Raw genomic sequence first — 18,080 nt, 5'->3', positions numbered from 1 at the left:
ATTCCTTAATTGGTGAATTTAATGAGAATCCTTCCTTGTGGTTAAACATGAAAGTTGAAATGAATGAGAAGTATAGTCTAGGTAAAGCACCTAGCTATACTTCTACCTTTTTTAAATAACCTTATGTTCAACCAGCACCCGCTTGGGCTTCTTGTTTTGAATATGGTGGATTCGAATTGGTAAACAGTTTTTGAATCGCAACAACTAGAAGAACGACCCCAATTCCAATAAAGTCTGTAATAAATCCTGTCCAGATGAACAGAAGAGAAGCAGCGAGTAACAACATTCTTGTATACCACAGTGCACGTTTACCAAAGAACCATCCTTGAACTGCTGCTGCTAATAAATAAACACCGATTAATGCTGTTATTACGGCAATGACAATGTTAAACGTATCATCACTTTGGAGTAACAGCTCTGGACTGTAAATGAAAACAAACGGTACAATAAATGCTGCTAAGCCTAACTGGAAGGCTTTTACTCCCGTCTTCATTGGATTGGTCCCAGCTATTCCAGCACCAGCAAAGGCAGCAAGTGCAACTGGAGGTGTTATAGCAGAAATAACGGCATAATAGAAAACAAACATATGCGCATACAGTGGCTCTAATCCGATATTGATTAAGCCTGGTGCAATCGTAGAAGCTGCAACCGCATAGGCTGCTGTAGTCGGCATCCCCATTCCTAATAGGATCGATATGGCCATTGCAAATACTAAAGCAAGAAACATATTGTTATCCGCAATTGTTAGTAGCATTGTGCTAAAGCGTTGCCCTACACCAGTGAGGGCAATGACCCCAACAATGACCCCAGCACATGCAACAATGGAAACTAATTGCAACGCATCGCGCATCCCTAATTCAAATGCCTCCAGAACACTCTTTAATCCCATTCGTGTTTCTTTACTAAATAAGCTCAGTACGAAACAAGAAATAATCCCCATCGTACCGGCTAAAATAACCGACTTGCCACTAACGAGTAAAAAGATAAGTAGAAATACTGGGAAGAACAAATAGATTTTCTGAATGATATATTTAAACCTCGGCAGCTGTGCTCTTGATAACCCTTTCATACCTCTTTTAATAGCTTCAAAGTCAACCATAAAATACACAGAAACAAAGTATAAAATAGCCGGTATTGTTGCAGCTATAATAATTTCCGAATACTTGATTCCCGTTATTTCAGCCATTAAAAATGCTCCAGCTCCCATAATTGGAGGTAGAATCTGTCCACCAGCAGAAGCCGTTGCCTCTGTTGCTGCTGCAAATTTTGGTTGATACCCTGTTTTTTTCATTAATGGGATCGTAAGGGAACCCGTTGCTACAACGTTTCCAGCAGATGTTCCATTAATCATCCCCATTAAACCGGAGGAAATAATGGCAACCTTCGCAGGTCCACCTCTTAATCTACCAGCAATTGCAAATGCCACATTAATAAAGTATTGTCCAACCCCAGACTTCTGCAAAAATGCACCAAATATAATAAATAGGATGATATATTTAGAAGATACATCTAAGGTCACACCGAATACACCATTTAAGCTATAAATATACGTAACGAAACGCTCAACGGAGTAGCCACTGTGTTCTAAAATACCTGGCAAATAAGGTCCAGCAAAAACATAAGCAACAAAAATCATTGCGATGATTGGCAATACCCAGCCACTTGTTCGTCGTGTAATTTCAAAAACTAGCAATAGGCCAGCTAGAGCAATTAGGACATCCATATCCGTTGGAGCAACTCCAACTCGGAAGATAAGTTGATTTAAATTCGCAAAAATGTAGTAACCAATATAAATAGAGAGCGCTATTAGCACCCAGTCAATGATTGGTACCTTGTTTGATTTTGACCTCCATCCGGGATATAGCATAAGCGTAAGCACTGTACCAAAAACAAGGTGAGTACTACGGAATACCCAAGGATCAATAGGATTGAGGTTTAAAATATACAAGTGGAAAATCGCGCCAATAACGGCAATAACCGTGAAAACATACTTTACCCAACCTGTTAATTTTCTTGTATTGGAATATGACTCTAGTTCTTCTTCATCAATCGTTGTATCAATTTTTTCCGTATTTTTATCATCTGGGGATGAAGATGTGGAGTCCTGTTTCTTCTTACGCTCAACAGCTTCCAGTTCTTTTTGTTCTTTTTCTGACATAATCTCTCCTCCCGGTACGATTTAAAGGGTATGATAGATTCCCTAGAAGTACTAAGGAATCTATCCGCTTCATCTATTCCGAAGATTATTTTTCCATTTCAGGTGGGTAGACCTCATCTGGTAAATCAATTCCAATCTCTTCATAGTACTTGATTGCCCCTGGATGCATCGGGAAGGTCTTATTATTTAAAATCGCTTCCGTAGTTGCGTCCTTGGCAGAAGAGTGAGTAGATACCATGTGATCGTTGTTTTCATGGAATGCTTTCACTAAGTCATAAACAAAGTCTTCATTCGCATTTTTACTAATAACACCAAAGTTGAATTGTCCAACTGTTTCAATTGGTCCATCTTGTTGTTCATACGTACCCTCTGGAACCGTAAACTCCTGGAAGAATGGCAGCTCCTCAATAACCTTAGCTCGGTCTTCTCCATCAATACCATAAATATTGATCTCCATTTGTGTCTCTGCTTCTGTTACAGCTGCAATTGGAATACCAGCAGCAAAACCAATATGATCTAACTGTCCATCTAACATTTGCGTAGTCATATCACTTGCACCTGCCTGAACCTGCTCATCTGTTTCAATGCCCAACACTTCATAAATTTGTGGATTATAAGTACCAGGTGTACCTCCAGCCGGACCAACACCAACCCGTTCTCCAGCATGGTCTCTAATATTTGTTACGCCCGTATCCGCATTCGAATACCAGTGGAACGGCGTTACATACATTGGGAAAATGACCCGAATATCTTCATACTTTTTTCCACCTGTCCAGTCTACTTCTCCTTGATATCCTTCATATAGTGGACCAACCGTAGCCATCCCTAGTTGAATGTCGCCACTGTCTAGAAGCTGGATGTTATGTACAGGACCACCTGTAACCTCTACGTTAGCAGTGACATCCAAATCCTCTAATAAAGTAGCTAATCCGCCACCCCAAATGTAGTAAGTTCCCCCTTGAGAGCCCGTTCCGATTGTTACAGTGCTCGGATACTCCTGCTCTCCACCATCTCCCCCATCACTATTACTAGCATCATCACTACAAGCAGCAAGCAATGCTATGAGTAGGATTGACATAAGTATGCCCATAAGCGTTTTTGACTTTTTCATCCCATTTCCTCCTTTTTATTTGGAAGTATTTATTTTTTGCCCTATTCTTTTTACCAAGTTAAGTAAAAATGGACAGAGCTCATCCTAACGGTTTCAGGCTATTGTGTGTTGTTTGTTTTATGTGTGAATTGTGAGTAGGATATGTTGAATGGTCGTATTGTGGTTGAATGGATTGTTTATGGAATCGGATGTATCATTTTCGATGGATCGACAATCGTATCAAATTCCTCTTCTGATAAAATGCCGAGATGTATAGCTGATTCTCTCAAGGTAATACCTTGTTCATGAGCATGTTTGGCAATTTTTGCAGCCTTTTCATATCCGATATGAGGGTTAAGTACGGTTACAAGCATTAGTGAGTTTTTTAAATTTTTCTCAATTACATCAACGTTTGGTTCAATACCTCGTGCACAATTATCATGAAATGACCTCATTCCATCAGCCAACAGTCTTGCCGATTGTAAAAAATTATAGGCGATAACTGGTTTATATACATTTACTTGAAAATTCCCTTGACTAGCAGCAATTCCAATTGTTGTGTCATTCCCCATTACTTGCGCAGATACCATCGTTAATGCCTCACATTGTGTTGGGTTTACCTTACCTGGCATCATCGAGCTACCTGGTTCATTCGTTGGTATGGTAATTTCTCCAATCCCACTTCTCGGCCCACTTGCTAACCACCGAATATCATTGGCGATTTTCATGAGATCGGCAGCAAGTGCCTTTAATGCTCCATGTGTATAAACCACTTCATCATAACTCGTTAAAGCATGAAATTTATTTTTAGCAGGGACAAAGGCTTTACCGGTAAAAGTACGTATTTTCTCAACAGCTAGAGGTGCGAAATTAGCATATGTATTTAATCCTGTTCCAACTGCAGTTCCAGCGAAGGCTAATTCCAGCATCTTTTGATAGCTTTCTTCAATCATTTCTTCCGATTTTTCCAGCATTCGATGCCAGCCACTAATTTCCTGTCCTAGCGTTAACGGTACTGCATCCTGTAGGTGCGTTCGTCCTACTTTAATGATGTCATGGAAGTCCTCCGATTTTCGATAAAATGTTTCCTTCAACTCGCGTAACGCTGGCAGGACTTGTTCCTCAATCGCTGTAACAGCTGCGATATACATGGCAGTTGGATAATTACAATTGGAGCTTTGGGACAAGTTCACATCATCATTCGGATGAATTCGGGTCGTACTTCCTTGAGCATCCAAAATCTGATTCGCCCTATTAGCAAGCACCTCGTTCATATTCATATGTGATTGGGTTCCGCTACCGGTTTGCCAAACGACTAACGGGAAATGATCGTCTAGCTTACCGTCTAAAATTTCATCTGCTGCATCCGCAATCGCTAAAGCTTTTTCAGCGCTTAAATGTCCATTTTCATGGTTCGCAAGTGCAGCAGCCTTTTTTAAAATGGCAAACCCTTGTATAACTTCCTTTGGCATCTTTTCTGTACCGATTTTAAAGTTTTGACTACTTCGTTGGGTTTGGGCACCCCATAGTTTGTCAGCTGGCACCTTCATTTCACCAAGTGTATCGTGTTCTACTCGATATTCCATTGTTACACCTCCAATTTAATCTGAGAAAATGCATTGCCTTCCTATTTTTTATGTTAAAAGTATTCCGTATTGGGATAATGTCAAAATCAATGATGAAAGCGTTATCATTTTTATCTTTATAAAAATGTTAATTGAGGTAAATGGCTGAGGTATGACGACATTGAATACTGTATCCAAAATTCTCCTTAATTATATTTACCGTTGTCGGAAAAGTCAATATATTTTAATTATTAATTTTATTCAAAATATTACGATAAATACTTATTTTCGACTAAGGTCGACAGCACGATCTCTTGCTTTAGCTAGGTTGGAAAGGATTGCATCTGTAATCTCCACCGTATTATGAGTACCACCTAAATCCCGAGTGAGATAGCCTTGATTAGTTGTCTCACGAATAGCTTGGTTCAGTTGTTTTGCTTCTTCCTTTAACCCAAAGTGCTCTAGCATAAGTGCTGCACTGCCAATGGTACCAATCGGATTTGCTATTCCTTTACCAGCAATATCTGGAGCAGAACCATGTACCGATTCAAACATGCTTGGCGTTCGCCGTTCTGGATTTAGATTGGCGCTTGCAGCAATTCCTAGGCTTCCAGAGAGTGCACTTCCTAAATCGGATAAAATATCTGCAAATAAGTTGGATGCTACAACAACTTCTAATTCTTCTGGATGCATAACAAATCGCGCAGCCATTGCATCAACAAGATATTGGTTGGCCTCGACATCGGGATATTCCTGGCTTACTCGTTTAAAGACTTCATCCCATAAAACCATACCATAGGCTTGAGCATTGCTCTTTGTTACACTTGTCACTCGTTTTCGTTTTCGAGTACGAGCCAAATCAAAGGCATAGCGAATAATTCTCTCACATCCTAATTCCGTAAAGAGCGACGATTGAACTGCAACTTCCTTTCCGCCACCTCGACCAGAGAAGTTACGCCCTCCTATACCGGAATACTCCCCTTCTGAATTTTCACGTATAAGAACCCAATTTAAAGAATCCACATCCGGATGATTTAATCTTCTTGGAACACCTGGAAGGAACTCAACCGGACGAACATTTGCCCATTGGTCCAATCCTTGACATATGGCAATCCGCAATCCCCACAGACTTATATGGTCTGGAACACCTGGAAAACCAACCGCACCAAAGTAGATTGCATCAAAGTCTTTAAGTTTTTCCACGCCATCTTCATCCATCATTTTACCTGTTTCCAAATAATACTCGCATCCCCAAGGAAAAAAGGTCGTATCAAACGAAAACGTACCATTTGAGGTTTTCTCAAAAAATTCTAGAATGCGTAATCCTTCATGAATAACTTCCTTCCCAATACCATCTCCAGGAATAACCGCTATTTTAAACGTATTTGTTTCATTCACCCTATCCTCACCTTCCTGTCTACTAATCTTTTATCTTATCGTAAATAATGTATACGTTATTGTCAATAAAATTATGAAATTTTCTGAAATTAACGTTAAATATAGGAATTACCTTAAAATAATGTATACATTGAAATAAAAAAACAGCTATTCCTCGTAAAATAGCTGTTTTCCACCTTTTTAAGCATTCTCTTTTTCCTGTATTTCTTCTAATGCTCTTATAATTTCTTGCTGGGCTCGCCTACGATGAGATTCCATTACGACACGCGCCGCCTTAGAATCCTTTGCTTTCATACAGGCGATAATGGCCTTATGTTCATCTATTGATCGATACAAGATAGGGCGATGATTGATGGTATATAGCCTCGCCCGATATAATTGATCCGAATGAATATCGATAACGGTCCGAAGTCGGTTGCTCTTTGAAAAGTCAATAAGCAACGAATGAAACTGGTCATCTAAAACTGCCCATCGATAAAGGTCATGTTTACTTAACGCTTCTTCTTGCTTCACAACAATCGTTTCCAATTCATGCAGTTCCGCTTGACCAACTTTTTTTGTTGCCATTTCTACTGCTAGACCCTCTAAGGACTCTGCTATTTCATATATTTCTTTAAGGTCCTCTTTTTCAATTGGTTCCACGATAAAACCCCTTCTTGGAACCAATTCAAGTAATCCTTCCGTCTCTAACCGAACGAGAGCCTCCCGTACAGGAGTCCGACTCATATCGAACGCCTCACTTATTTCACGCTCCAACAGGGCACTACCCGGTGGAAGGATCAAATCTCGAATTGCTAATCTTAAAATATGATAGGCACGCTGGGGAAGTCGGTATTGATCAAGACCCTCTAGTCCATGTAAATAATCCTGAAATGCTTCTTTAATCGTATTCATCGAACCACCCGTTCTAATAGAATAGAATCTATTATTCTGTAAAAAGCGAATCCTCTAATTAAATCAAACTTATAGGAATTCAGACAAAAAATCAATGCTTATCCTTCCTCAAAATTGCGCTTCCCTTCACTTAAGGATTCTCCAAATAATCGTGCTAGGTGTAAAAGATAATAGGCATGAACCAACGTCTTCCAAAATAAAACAGTAAGAGAAGGAATAAGATGGAGGGGGAAAGAGTGTGAACTTTGAATTTAGTGAAGAGCAGCTTTTACTAAGAAAAACGGTTCGACATTTTGTAGATAGAGAGATCATTCCACATATAAAGGATTGGGATGAACGTGGCCATTTTGAAGTAAGTATCATTCATAAGCTTGCAGAGCTTGGACTAATGGGCGTGTGCATTCCAACAGCCTATGGTGGAAGTGGGATGGACTATAATGCGTTGGCTATTGTTTGTGAGGAGCTTGAGCGGGGCGACACTGCCTTCCGCACCGCTGTATCCGTTCATACCGGGCTAAACTGTATGACACTTCTTCAATGGGGAAATAAAGAGCAAAAGAAGAAGTATCTCACACCACAGGCTAAGGGAGAGAAAATAGGTGCGTTTGGCTTAACCGAACCAAATGCAGGATCAGACGTTGCGGCACTCCAAACAACTGCGGTTAAAAACGGAGACTATTATGTTCTAAATGGCTCGAAAACATGGATTTCCTTGAGTGACATTGCCGATCATTTCATTGTGTTTGCCTATACCGATAAGTCGAAAAAGCATCACGGCATATCCGCTTTTATCGTGGAACGGACGATGCCTGGATTTTCATCGAAAGCCATTAAAGGAAAACACGGCATTCGAGCAGGAAACACTGGGGAGCTCTTTTTTGATCATGTTCAGGTTCCAAAAGAAAACGTGTTAGGGAACGAAGGAGAAGGATTCAAGATTGCCATGTCCGCGTTAGACAATGGGCGTTTTACTGTTGCTGCTGGTGCTTGTGGGTTGATCATGGGCTGTTTGGAAGCAAGTGTAAAGTACTGTCAGGAGCGAAAAACTTTCGGGAAAGAAATCGGCAAGCATCAGCTCGTCCAGCAAATGATCGCGAACATGGAAGCCGGACTACAAATGAGCCGACTTCTTGTTTATCGGGCTGGAGAATTGAAAAATCAAGGCAAACGGAATACGAGAGAAACCTCCCTCGCGAAATGGCAAGCATGCGATTTTGCGAACCAAGCCGCTGATGATGCAGTGCAAATACATGGAGCATATGGGTATTCCAATGAATATCCAGTAGAAAGGTATTTGAGGAATTCGAAGGCTCCAGTAATTTATGAAGGGACGAGGGAAATTCATACGGTCATGCAGGCGGAGTATGTGTTGGGGTATCGGAAGGATAAGGTGTTGGCGAGGATGTTGCCAGGGTGGAAGCAGGATAAAGGCTAAGAACCGATTTTAGAAGTTCTTAGCCCTTCATAAACTCCACCGCCCTCCGAATCTCCTCCTGATACCCAACCGCCTCCTCATACCTCGCCGTCACCACGCTCACAAACAAAATATCAATCATATGCAATTGAGCAAGCCTTGAGGATGTTGCCCCATTTCGAAATGGCGCAGGAATCTCCCTGGAGGCGGATGTAAATAGATTAATGTCGGCCTGCTCGGTAACAGACGATGTTCCGTACCGGGTTAAACTAATGGTTTTTACCCCTTTTTTTCTTGCAAGCTCCAGCATTTTCACTGTTTCCTTTGTCTCTCCAGAAAAGGAAATACCAAACACCACATCCTCTTTTTCCCCGTTCGCAATATACATTGCCGCATTATGAACATCTGTAAACGCAGACGTTGCCTTATTCATACGCAAAAATTTTTGCTGGGCATCTTGAGCAATAATCCCAGAAGCTCCGACCCCAAAAAAGTGAATTTTAGGAGCATGTATGAGCGCATCCACTGCTTTATTTAAGGTCGTATAATTGACGAGCTTGACCGTTTCTCGAATCGCTGTAATGCTATTCGATGTCAATTTATCCACGATTGAATATTGTGTCTCCCCCGGCTGAATATCCCGATATGGCAGATCCGCTGGCTTCTGTAAATCGCCAGAGATTCGAAACTTCAATTCAGGAAAACCTTTTAGCCCTAAAGACTTACACAATCGAATCACCGCAGCGCTACTCGTTCCACTCAACCGACCCAGCTCACTCGCCGTACTGTAGATGGCTTCATGAGGATGCTTTAAAATATACAAGGCGACCTTCTTTTCCGATGGGGGGAGTCTGTCAAACACTTCATCAATTCGCACAAGTCCACCAATTAAGGAGGTATTCTGATTCTCGTTTTCCATCTTTCCTCATCCCTTATGGTAATGTCTTATTAGCCTTTAATGGCACCTTCTGTCATCCCTTTTGTTATTCGTCTTTGGAAAACTGCATACAGAATAAGAACTGGCACAATAGCGATCGTTAAGCTAGCAAACAATACGCCCCATGCATTCGTGTACTGTGTTTCATTACTAATAAAATCAATTGCCAACCCTAACGTATATTTCGATTCACTTTCTAAGAAAATGAGCGCCATGAAATATTCATTCCAAAACTGTATCGCATTCATGATTGAAACGGTTATGATGGCCGTTGTGGAGAGCGGTGTTACAATTTTAAGCAAAACACCATACGGACTCATGCCATCAATGGCGGCCGCTTCCTCAAGCTCTCTTGGGATCGTACTCATAAAGCTAGTCAAAATAAAAATACTAAACGGAAGCTGAGAAACTGCATAAACAATCGATAAACCAATTAAACTATCAAGCAAGTGCAAATCATCTAGTAAAAAGAATAATGGAATCCAGCCCAGTACCATCGGAATCATCATCGCTGATATATACACATTAAATAGTACCGTTCGACCACGGAAACGAAGGCGCTCCAGGGCGTATGCTGTTGGTATTGCTAACAATAAGGTAAGGAATATCCCTAAGACCGTAACAAATAAACTATTAAATACACTTAAATCAATATTGAATTCCGACCATGCTCTCGTAAAATTTTCGAAGCTGAATGTTTCTGGGATTCCCCACGGATCGGCATAAATTTCAGCGTTGTTTTTGAAGGAGCCTAGAATCATCCAAAGAATCGGATAAATAACAACAACCGACCAAATAAGTAACGGTATTCGTATACTTGTACGAAGAAATAACTTTCCGATAAACTTCACGCCGTCTCCTCCTTTCTAGTGAACTAGTACTCTACCTTCTCTCTTCTCAAGAAGAACTGTAATAGGAGTACCGTAATCAGCGAGATAATTAAAATTACAACCCCGATCGTTGCCCCATAACCAAAGTTGAACTGTACAAAGGCTTGCTGATAAAGATATGAGCCCATTACATGAGTTGCATTGTTCGGTCCACCTTGTGTCATAATTTGAACGATAATAAAGGAGCCATTCAATGTTGTTATAACAATATATAAAATCGAAACCTTAATTTGCGGCCAAACGAGTGGCATCGTTATTTTCCAAAACTGCTGCCATTCGCTCGCACCATCTATTTCGGCAGCATCATAATAGCTTTTTGGCACGTTGGAAATCCCACCGATAAGCAGGAGCATGAACAGTCCTATCCCTGCCCATACAGACGGTAGCACTAAGCTTGGCAATGCCCAATCCTCATCTCCAAGCCACGGCTTTGCCCATTCCTCTAACCCAATTAACTCAAGCCCTGAATTGATAATGCCAAGACCAGGATTGTAAATAAACGCCCATAAAATACCGATGACAACAACAGACATGATATTCGGAAAGAAGAAAATAATCCGGTAAAAGGGCGCCTCCTTAATTCGTAATTGTGTTAAAGCAACCGCAAAGAAAATCGCCAAGATCATGATGCCGATCACTTTCGTTACAACAAGAAAATAGTCATGCAGAATCGTGCTTGGGAATATTGAATCATTAAAAAGCTTTACATAGTTGTCCACACCTACAAAGGATTTATTTGCTGAAGAACCAGACCATTCAAAGAAGGAATAATATAATCCACTTAATAACGGATATAACGTAAAAATAGCAAACAAAATAAACGTCGGAACTAAACAAAAGGCTAAAAACAAATACTTCTGCTTTTTCGTTTGTACCATGTGGTCACCTCCCTTTTTTGTAATGGAAAGCATATGAGTTTTTATAGAGGAGACCCTAAGATTAGAGACATCTTAGGGCCCCGAAAATTACTTTATTCTAATCCTGCTCGATACTCCGCTGAAGCTTTTTCCGCTTCTTCCACAAATTCCTCTGCCGACATATTGCCTAGCATTAAGGAAACAAGTGCATTACTAATTGGTGTTTCCAAATCAGCACTCATTGGGTGCGGCTTTTGATAAATTTGTACTTGCTCTGGATCGTTAATCAATGCGTTGGCATCAATTAAATAGCCAGGAACGTTTGGATTGGAGGATAAGTCCACTCCACTCACGTTCATAATCGCACCTGTATGCTCTGAAAATAGCTTCGCATACTCACGCGTGAACACAAATTCTACAAATGCCTTTGCCGCTTCTGGATTTTCCGCCTTTTCCGCAATTGCTAAAGGACGTAAATCTGGAACAATTGCATACGGCTCCCCAGCATCATTCATTGGCGATGGGATGAATCCGAAGTCAAAGCCATCTGGTACATCGTTTGCCATTTCATTCGGTAGCCAGAATCCAACTGGAATATATGCATTTTGATGCAATAAGAAATTCATTTGCGATTGGGTATGGTTTAATGCGGCAAAGCCTTCATCAATAAAGCCAGCCTTCTGCATTTCCTCTACCTTTTTCATTACCTCCAGCACCTCTGGACTTGACCATGCCCCTTCTTTTCCTTGGATCACATCTGTTAACAGCTGATCTCCACCAGCAGCCCCAAAGGCAGGATATAATACCCCACGCAAGAAGTAATATGGATATTGTCCTGTTGTAACAAACGGCGCAATATCTTCATTTCCTTCGATTTCCTCCATCGAACTCATAAAGCTCTCAAAATCAGTCGGAACCTCATAGCCCTTCTCTTCAAACAATGCTTTGTCATACCAAGTTCCCCATGTATCGAAAACAAGTGGTAAGCTATAAATTTTTCCATCATAGTTCGCTGGATCCACAATGAAGCTATCCTTTAACAGCGAACCATCATCCAATTCAATCGTCCCCAACCAATCGGTTAAATCCATAAGCTGCCCGTCTTCCACCATTTGCGTTTCACTGGAGCCAGCCCCATCAATGTACACGACATCAGGTGGATCGTCGGAAACCCAACGAGATCGCATTTCTTCGTTAATGTTCGGTCCGGCATGCTCCACAATTTCCACATCCGGATACGCCGCTTGGAAATCACCAATGACTTCCTTCCACCATGAATCACCATAACCACCGACAAAATACTGTATTTCCAATTGACCAGAAATACTACTATCTCCCGATGGCTCCTCTGCAGGCTCTTCTGTATTTTCTTCTGGAGTGGCTTCTTCCTGTTCTGGTTCGTCTGTTGTTTCTTCATCATCATCAGAACAGCCCGCCGCAAAGACAAGCACCAATATCATTGCCCACAACAACAACGCAGGACCTTTAAATAACCTTTTCAATACCTCTCCCCCTTAAATGAATTTAATATGATAATCCATAAACAGCTTGATAGGCTATTTATGATTATTGAAACTTTTTAATGAGTTGATTGATTAATCGCTTTATTTGTTGAATTATTACGTTTTATTGGATGATTAATTCGTTATGTTGTTGAATTTGCACGTTTTGTTGGATGATTGGGTTGCGCAGCTGTTGAATTACTCATTTGATTGGTGATATATCTGCTCTTTGTTGAATAATTCATCCGACTTGAATAATTACTGCTCTATCTTGTTGAATAATTTACTGATTTTGAAGGATTCCCCGAACATATTGTTGAATTCCTCACCCAACTTGAATGATTCACCCAACTCATCCTCGAATTCCTCACCCAACTTGAATGATTCACCCAACTCATCCTCGAATCCCTCACCCAACTCGAATAATTCACTCCAACCTAACCCCGAATCCCCCACTCAACTCGAATGATCCACCTAACCTATCCCCAAATCCCTCATCCAACTCGAATAATTCACTCCAACCTATCCCAAACTCCCCCGCTCAACTCGAATAATTCACCCAACCTACCCACTCATCCCCCTAGCAACCTCAATAGCCTTCCTCACATACCCACCACACTCCCTAATCGCCTGCTTTGCCATATGTAATGGTACATTCGCTTCAATCATGACAATTGCTGGCTTCACTTCATTTTGCGACTCCTCTAGCGTGGTGGTTGCCTGTTCATAGGAAACTCCTGTAATCTCCATAATGATGCGTCTTGCTCGCTCAACCAATTTATAATTACTTGCATGAACATCGACCATTAAGTTTTCATAAACCTTACCCAGCTTCACCATCACGGTTGTACTGATCATATTTAAAATCATTTTATGAGCAGTTGCGGCTTTCATGCGCGTGGAGCCAGTTAACACTTCAGGACCAACCACAACCTCGATCGCCAACCGTGCCTGAGCGCTAATTTCTGCTTTTTCATTACAAGTGAGCGCAATTGTATAAGCTCCTACTTCGTTCGCATATTTTAAGGCGCCAATCGGATATGGCGTTCGTCCACTTGCCGTAATCCCAATAATGACATCCTTATCGGTCACTTGTTTAGCTTGGAGATCGACCTTCCCTTGCCCTTCATCATCCTCGTTGCTTTCTGCTGCTTGGAGAAAAGCTTCTCTCCCTCCAGCCATAACGGTTTGAACTAGGTCTTTGGATGTCAAAAAGGTTGGTGGACACTCGGCAGCATCGATTACTCCAAGTCTTCCACTCGTCCCTGCTCCAACATAAAACAGTCTTCCACCATTTTTCAAAGATTGATATATATTCTCAATTGCCCTTTCCACTTGTGGCAGCACCTGTTCCACAGCAAGGGCAACCTGTTGGTCTTCGTGATTGATGGTTTTGATTATGTCTCTCGTCTTCATTTGATCCAGCTTCATGGTATTCGGATTTCGTGCTTCCGTTGTTAACCTCGACAAGTCTGTCATATTGTTTATCACCTAGCTTTCTTGGAAGTTAAAAGGTGTTCCTTTGCAATTTCAATCGCCCCGTAAACAGGCGTTGTATAGATTTCTTGATACGTTCCTAATTTTCTTCGACTTAGGAGATCCATAAAATGTCGCTTCACTATTTCAGAATGCTCAAAAACTGAACCCGCCGTCATAACGGGCGTTTTATCCGAAAAAGCCTCACATTGCTGATGCAGCCCTTCCACTAGCATCGCTAATTCATAAGCTGCATCCTGTAAAATTTGAATCGCAACTTTATCCCCATTGCTTGCCGCTTCATTTACGATTGATGCGATCCTAGCAATCTCATGCTTTTCCCTCACAACATCATAAATATAGGGGATCAATTGCTCGGTCTTTTCCAGATCTAACTCCTTTAAGATTAGCTTCGTGAGCGCAGTCGGCTTTTCACGCTTATCTTGAGAGCGCGTCACTTTATTTAAAGCTTTCCTGCCAATATCATAACCACTACCTTCATCACCTAAAAGATGTCCCCAGCCACCACTTTTGTAAACGTTTCCATCTTTACTTTTAGCAAAAGCATTTGATCCGGTACCGGAAATAACCATTATTCCTTCGCTGTCATTCGGCTGCATCGCTCCGCGTAAGGCGATGTAGACATCGGAATGAATCGAAACCATCGTATTTACTAAGCCTAGCGACACACATACCTTTTCAATTTCTTTACGCGCTTGCTCTACATCATCCTGCCTACCAACACCAGCCAACCCGAAACAGATTGCCTTTACTTCCGTTGGTTGTACGCGATAGGTTCTCATCCCGATGGAAAGAATTTTATGTAATCGAGCTGCCATATTCGGAAAGCCAATGACGTGAGGATTTGTTCCCTCACCTTTGATCATCATTTCTTGAGAAGCTGCTGCATCCAATTTTACAAATAAACCAGTCGTTTTCGTCCCCCCACCATCCATTCCAATTACATATCCCATAAAACTCCTCCATCTTCCTTGATGTTGAAATTTTATGTTAGCCATTTCAAAAAAATGCGTAATTTTATTTCAAAGAGATTTTCTATTCATACAAAAGTTTTAAAAATGGACATAGGAATCCGTTCCTTTTTCTATAATTTAATAAGGAGAAAGGAGTTTGTTTCTATGCTTGAGCAAAGCGTGATTAATAAATTAATTGAAATTGTCGGAGAGTCCAATGTGGAGACCTCCACTACAGAGCGAGTCTCTTACAGCTACGACGCCACTCCCAATTTCCAAGCACTCCCCGATGCAATCCTCGCTCCACAAAGCACAGAAGAAATAGCGAACATAATCAAGCTGTGCAATGAAGAAAAGATTCCCATTGTCCCTCGGGGGTCAGGTACGAATCTTAGTGCTGGGACGACGCCACTTGCAGGTGGCATCGTTATTCTTTTTAAACATATGAACCGAATTTTAGAGATTGACGAGGAAAATTTAACAGCAACGGTTCAACCTGGTGTCATTACGCTCGATTTATGTAACGCCGTGGAGGAAAAGGGTTTACTTTATCCTCCTGATCCAAGCTCTATGAAAATATCCACGATTGGCGGTAATATCAATGAAAATTCTGGAGGTCTTCGAGGTTTGAAATATGGTGTAACCCGAGATTATGTGCTTGGGCTTGAGGTCGTGCTTCCAAATGGAGATATTATTCGAACTGGCGGAAAACTGGCAAAGGACGTGGCAGGATATGATTTAACGAGACTGTTGGTTGGATCTGAAGGAACCCTTGGAATCATTACGGAAGCCATTTTGAAGCTCGTCCCACTCCCAGAAACGAAGAAAACCATGCTTGCGACCTATCAATCAATGGATGATGCCGCTATGACAGTATCTGCAATTATTTCCCAGAAAATGACACCAACTACATTGGAATTTATGGATCAACCGACAATTGAAGTCATTGAAGCATATGCCAAAATTGGTCTGCCTACCGATGCGAAAGCAGTTTTACTGATTGAACAAGATGGGATGGTAGAAGTGGTGGATAGGGATATTAAAAGAATTACGGAAATTTGTAAAGCACACCACGCCGTCACAGTCGAAGTGGCTAAGGATGAGATGGAAGCGGAGCAGCTGCGTAGCGCAAGAAGAGCTGCTTTATCGACCATCGCTCGCCTAAAGCCAACAACGATTCTAGAAGATGCTACTGTCCCACGCTCCCAAATCGCCCCAATGGTAAAGGCAATCAATGAAATTGCAGAAAAATACAGCTTAAAGATTTGTACATTCGGTCACGCTGGCGACGGAAATCTTCATCCAACCGTGCCAACAGATGCTCGGGATAGAGAAGAGATGGACCGGGTGGAGAAGGCATTTGAAGAGATTTTTCAAAAAGCCGTTGAACTTGGTGGGACCATTACAGGAGAACATGGTGTTGGCGCAATGAAAGCACCCTATCTAGAAATGAAGTTGGGTAAGGAAGGGATTGAAGCGATGCGGGCCATTAAGCAAAGCTTGGACCCAAATAACATCATGAATCCTTTGAAAATGTTTGCGAAGGACACGAGAAAGCGGGTGGTCTTGTAATGTCTTCCTTACAGAAAGAGAAAATACAAGCAGCATTTCAAGAGCGGATAGATTATGATGAGCTGTTAAATTGTATGCGCTGCGGATTTTGCCTTCCTTCCTGTCCTACTTATATTCAATCTGGCTATAAGGAATCCCAATCACCTCGGGGACGCATTGCCCTAATGAAGGCCGTCGTGGATGGGGTTATGGAGCCAGATGCGGATTTTGAGCAAACCTTGAATGAGTGCCTAGGCTGTCGAGCATGTGAGCCAGTGTGTCCAGCAGGTGTCAATTATGGCCATTTATTAGAAGAGGCACGGGATATTCTCAATCAACATAAAAAGCACTCTCTTCCAGTGAAAGTATTGCGAAGCTCCTTTTTCAAGCACCTCTTTCCGAACCAAAAGCGGATGCAGAAAATGACCGCATTACTTGGAGTGTATCAAAAAAGCGGACTGCAAACCGTTGCACGAAAAACTGGGGTGATGAAGCTATTCCCAGAGTCGCTACGAACAATGGAGCGGATTCTTCCGAAAACACCAACCCTGAAAACAATGCAAAACAAAAGCCCCTTTTACTCAACTTTAAGCGAGCGAAAGAAAGTTGTTGGCTTTTTTACCGGCTGTTTGATGGATACGATGTTCAACGAAACGAATCAAGCTACGATACACTTGTTACAAAAGGCTGGGTGCCATGTCGTTATACCAGAGGTCCAAAACTGTTGCGGGGCTTTGCATGGGCATGCCGGGGAAAAAGAACTCGCCATTCAATTAGCAAAGAAAAATATTATGGCGTTTGAAAATGAGGAAGTCGATTATATTATTACGAATGCTGGTGGCTGTGGGGCTTTTTTACATGATTATGGCCATTTATTAAAGAAGGAGCCATTTTGGGCAGAGCGCGCCGAGGAGTTCGCTCGTAAAATCAAAGATATTACCGCCGTTTTGGTAGAGTTAGATTTTCATAAATTGGATTTACAATTGCCACAACAGGTTGTCACCTATCAGGATTCCTGTCACTTACGAAATGTCCAACGAACCTTTGAAGAACCACGTAAGCTGCTGAAAGCAATCAAGGGTGTCACCTATGAGGAAATGCCTGATGCCGAGCGGTGCTGTGGATCTGCTGGAATCTATAACCTCGTGCATTCCGAGCTCTCTATGAAACATTTAGATTATAAAATGGAACGAGTACAAGAAACACAAGCCACCACCATCGTAACCACAAACCCCGGCTGTCTATTGCAAATGAAGCTCGGAATAGAACGAGAAGGACTGTCTGAAAGAATGCGAGCTGTGCATATAGTGGATTTGTTGGTGGAGGCAGTAGGGGTGCCTGGCACTCCCCGAAATATGTCGAAAAAAAACTAGC

The 18,080-nt window shown here is 41.7% G+C and carries 14 protein-coding genes; 3 read left to right on the top strand and 11 right to left on the bottom strand.

What is annotated here, in order from left to right:
• Positions 1 to 127: 127 nt before the first annotated feature.
• From C1A05_RS02570 to C1A05_RS02550, 5 genes are all read right to left on the bottom strand, one after another.
• Complete coding sequence (locus tag C1A05_RS02570; protein WP_102026601.1) at positions 128 to 2,158, bottom strand: TRAP transporter permease; 2,031 nt, start codon at positions 2,156 to 2,158, stop codon at positions 128 to 130.
• 85 nt (positions 2,159 to 2,243) lie between these two features.
• A complete protein-coding gene (locus C1A05_RS02565; protein WP_102026600.1) occupies positions 2,244 to 3,269 on the bottom strand; it encodes a TAXI family TRAP transporter solute-binding subunit in 1,026 nt (341 codons plus the stop codon).
• A gap of 176 nt (positions 3,270 to 3,445) precedes the next feature.
• The gene (gene fumC / locus C1A05_RS02560; protein WP_102026599.1) at positions 3,446 to 4,834 is read right to left on the bottom strand and encodes a class II fumarate hydratase; all 1,389 of its coding nucleotides are present in this window, start codon (positions 4,832 to 4,834) and stop codon (positions 3,446 to 3,448) included.
• A gap of 261 nt (positions 4,835 to 5,095) precedes the next feature.
• A complete protein-coding gene (locus C1A05_RS02555; protein WP_102026598.1) occupies positions 5,096 to 6,211 on the bottom strand; it encodes a tartrate dehydrogenase in 1,116 nt (371 codons plus the stop codon).
• 180 nt (positions 6,212 to 6,391) lie between these two features.
• Positions 6,392 to 7,105, bottom strand: coding sequence for a GntR family transcriptional regulator (locus C1A05_RS02550; RefSeq protein ID WP_102026597.1), 714 nt, complete (start codon positions 7,103 to 7,105; stop codon positions 6,392 to 6,394).
• Between the two features lie 238 nt (positions 7,106 to 7,343).
• Between C1A05_RS02550 and C1A05_RS02545 the strand changes: the two genes are divergently transcribed.
• Complete coding sequence (locus C1A05_RS02545; protein WP_102026596.1) at positions 7,344 to 8,540, top strand: acyl-CoA dehydrogenase family protein; 1,197 nt, start codon at positions 7,344 to 7,346, stop codon at positions 8,538 to 8,540.
• Between the two features lie 19 nt (positions 8,541 to 8,559).
• On the opposite strand, the gene C1A05_RS02540 is transcribed toward C1A05_RS02545, so the two are convergent.
• From C1A05_RS02540 to C1A05_RS02510, 6 genes are all read right to left on the bottom strand, one after another.
• On the bottom strand, positions 8,560 to 9,438 hold the full coding sequence (locus C1A05_RS02540; protein WP_102026595.1) for a MurR/RpiR family transcriptional regulator: 879 nt from the start codon (positions 9,436 to 9,438) through the stop codon (positions 8,560 to 8,562).
• A gap of 29 nt (positions 9,439 to 9,467) precedes the next feature.
• Entirely contained in the window at positions 9,468 to 10,307 is an 840-nt protein-coding gene (locus tag C1A05_RS02535) for a carbohydrate ABC transporter permease (RefSeq protein WP_234998265.1), read from the bottom strand.
• Positions 10,308 to 10,330: 23 nt separating this feature from the next.
• Positions 10,331 to 11,224, bottom strand: a complete 894-nt coding sequence (locus tag C1A05_RS02530; protein WP_102026594.1) for a carbohydrate ABC transporter permease — start codon at positions 11,222 to 11,224, stop codon at positions 10,331 to 10,333.
• 92 nt (positions 11,225 to 11,316) lie between these two features.
• Positions 11,317 to 12,663, bottom strand: coding sequence for an ABC transporter substrate-binding protein (locus C1A05_RS02525; protein WP_102026719.1), 1,347 nt, complete (start codon positions 12,661 to 12,663; stop codon positions 11,317 to 11,319).
• A 606-nt stretch (positions 12,664 to 13,269) separates the two neighbouring features.
• Positions 13,270 to 14,184, bottom strand: coding sequence for an N-acetylmuramic acid 6-phosphate etherase (gene murQ, locus C1A05_RS02515; RefSeq protein WP_102026592.1), 915 nt, complete (start codon positions 14,182 to 14,184; stop codon positions 13,270 to 13,272).
• An 8-nt stretch (positions 14,185 to 14,192) separates the two neighbouring features.
• Positions 14,193 to 15,155, bottom strand: coding sequence for an N-acetylglucosamine kinase (locus C1A05_RS02510; RefSeq protein WP_159461975.1), 963 nt, complete (start codon positions 15,153 to 15,155; stop codon positions 14,193 to 14,195).
• Positions 15,156 to 15,320: 165 nt separating this feature from the next.
• Between C1A05_RS02510 and glcD the strand changes: the two genes are divergently transcribed.
• The gene (gene glcD / locus C1A05_RS02505; RefSeq protein WP_102026590.1) at positions 15,321 to 16,727 is read left to right on the top strand and encodes a glycolate oxidase subunit GlcD; all 1,407 of its coding nucleotides are present in this window, start codon (positions 15,321 to 15,323) and stop codon (positions 16,725 to 16,727) included.
• The gene (locus C1A05_RS02500) at positions 16,727 to 18,079 is read left to right on the top strand and encodes a (Fe-S)-binding protein (RefSeq protein WP_102026589.1); all 1,353 of its coding nucleotides are present in this window, start codon (positions 16,727 to 16,729) and stop codon (positions 18,077 to 18,079) included. Before glcD ends, C1A05_RS02500 begins: the two co-directional genes overlap by 1 nt.
• Position 18,080 lies beyond the last annotated feature (1 nt).

The sequence above is a fragment of the Salirhabdus sp. Marseille-P4669 genome (assembly GCF_900240405.1).
Taxonomy (GTDB): Bacteria; Bacillota; Bacilli; order Bacillales; family Alkalibacillaceae; genus OEQK01.
This window is presented reverse-complemented; position numbering and strand designations above follow the sequence as displayed.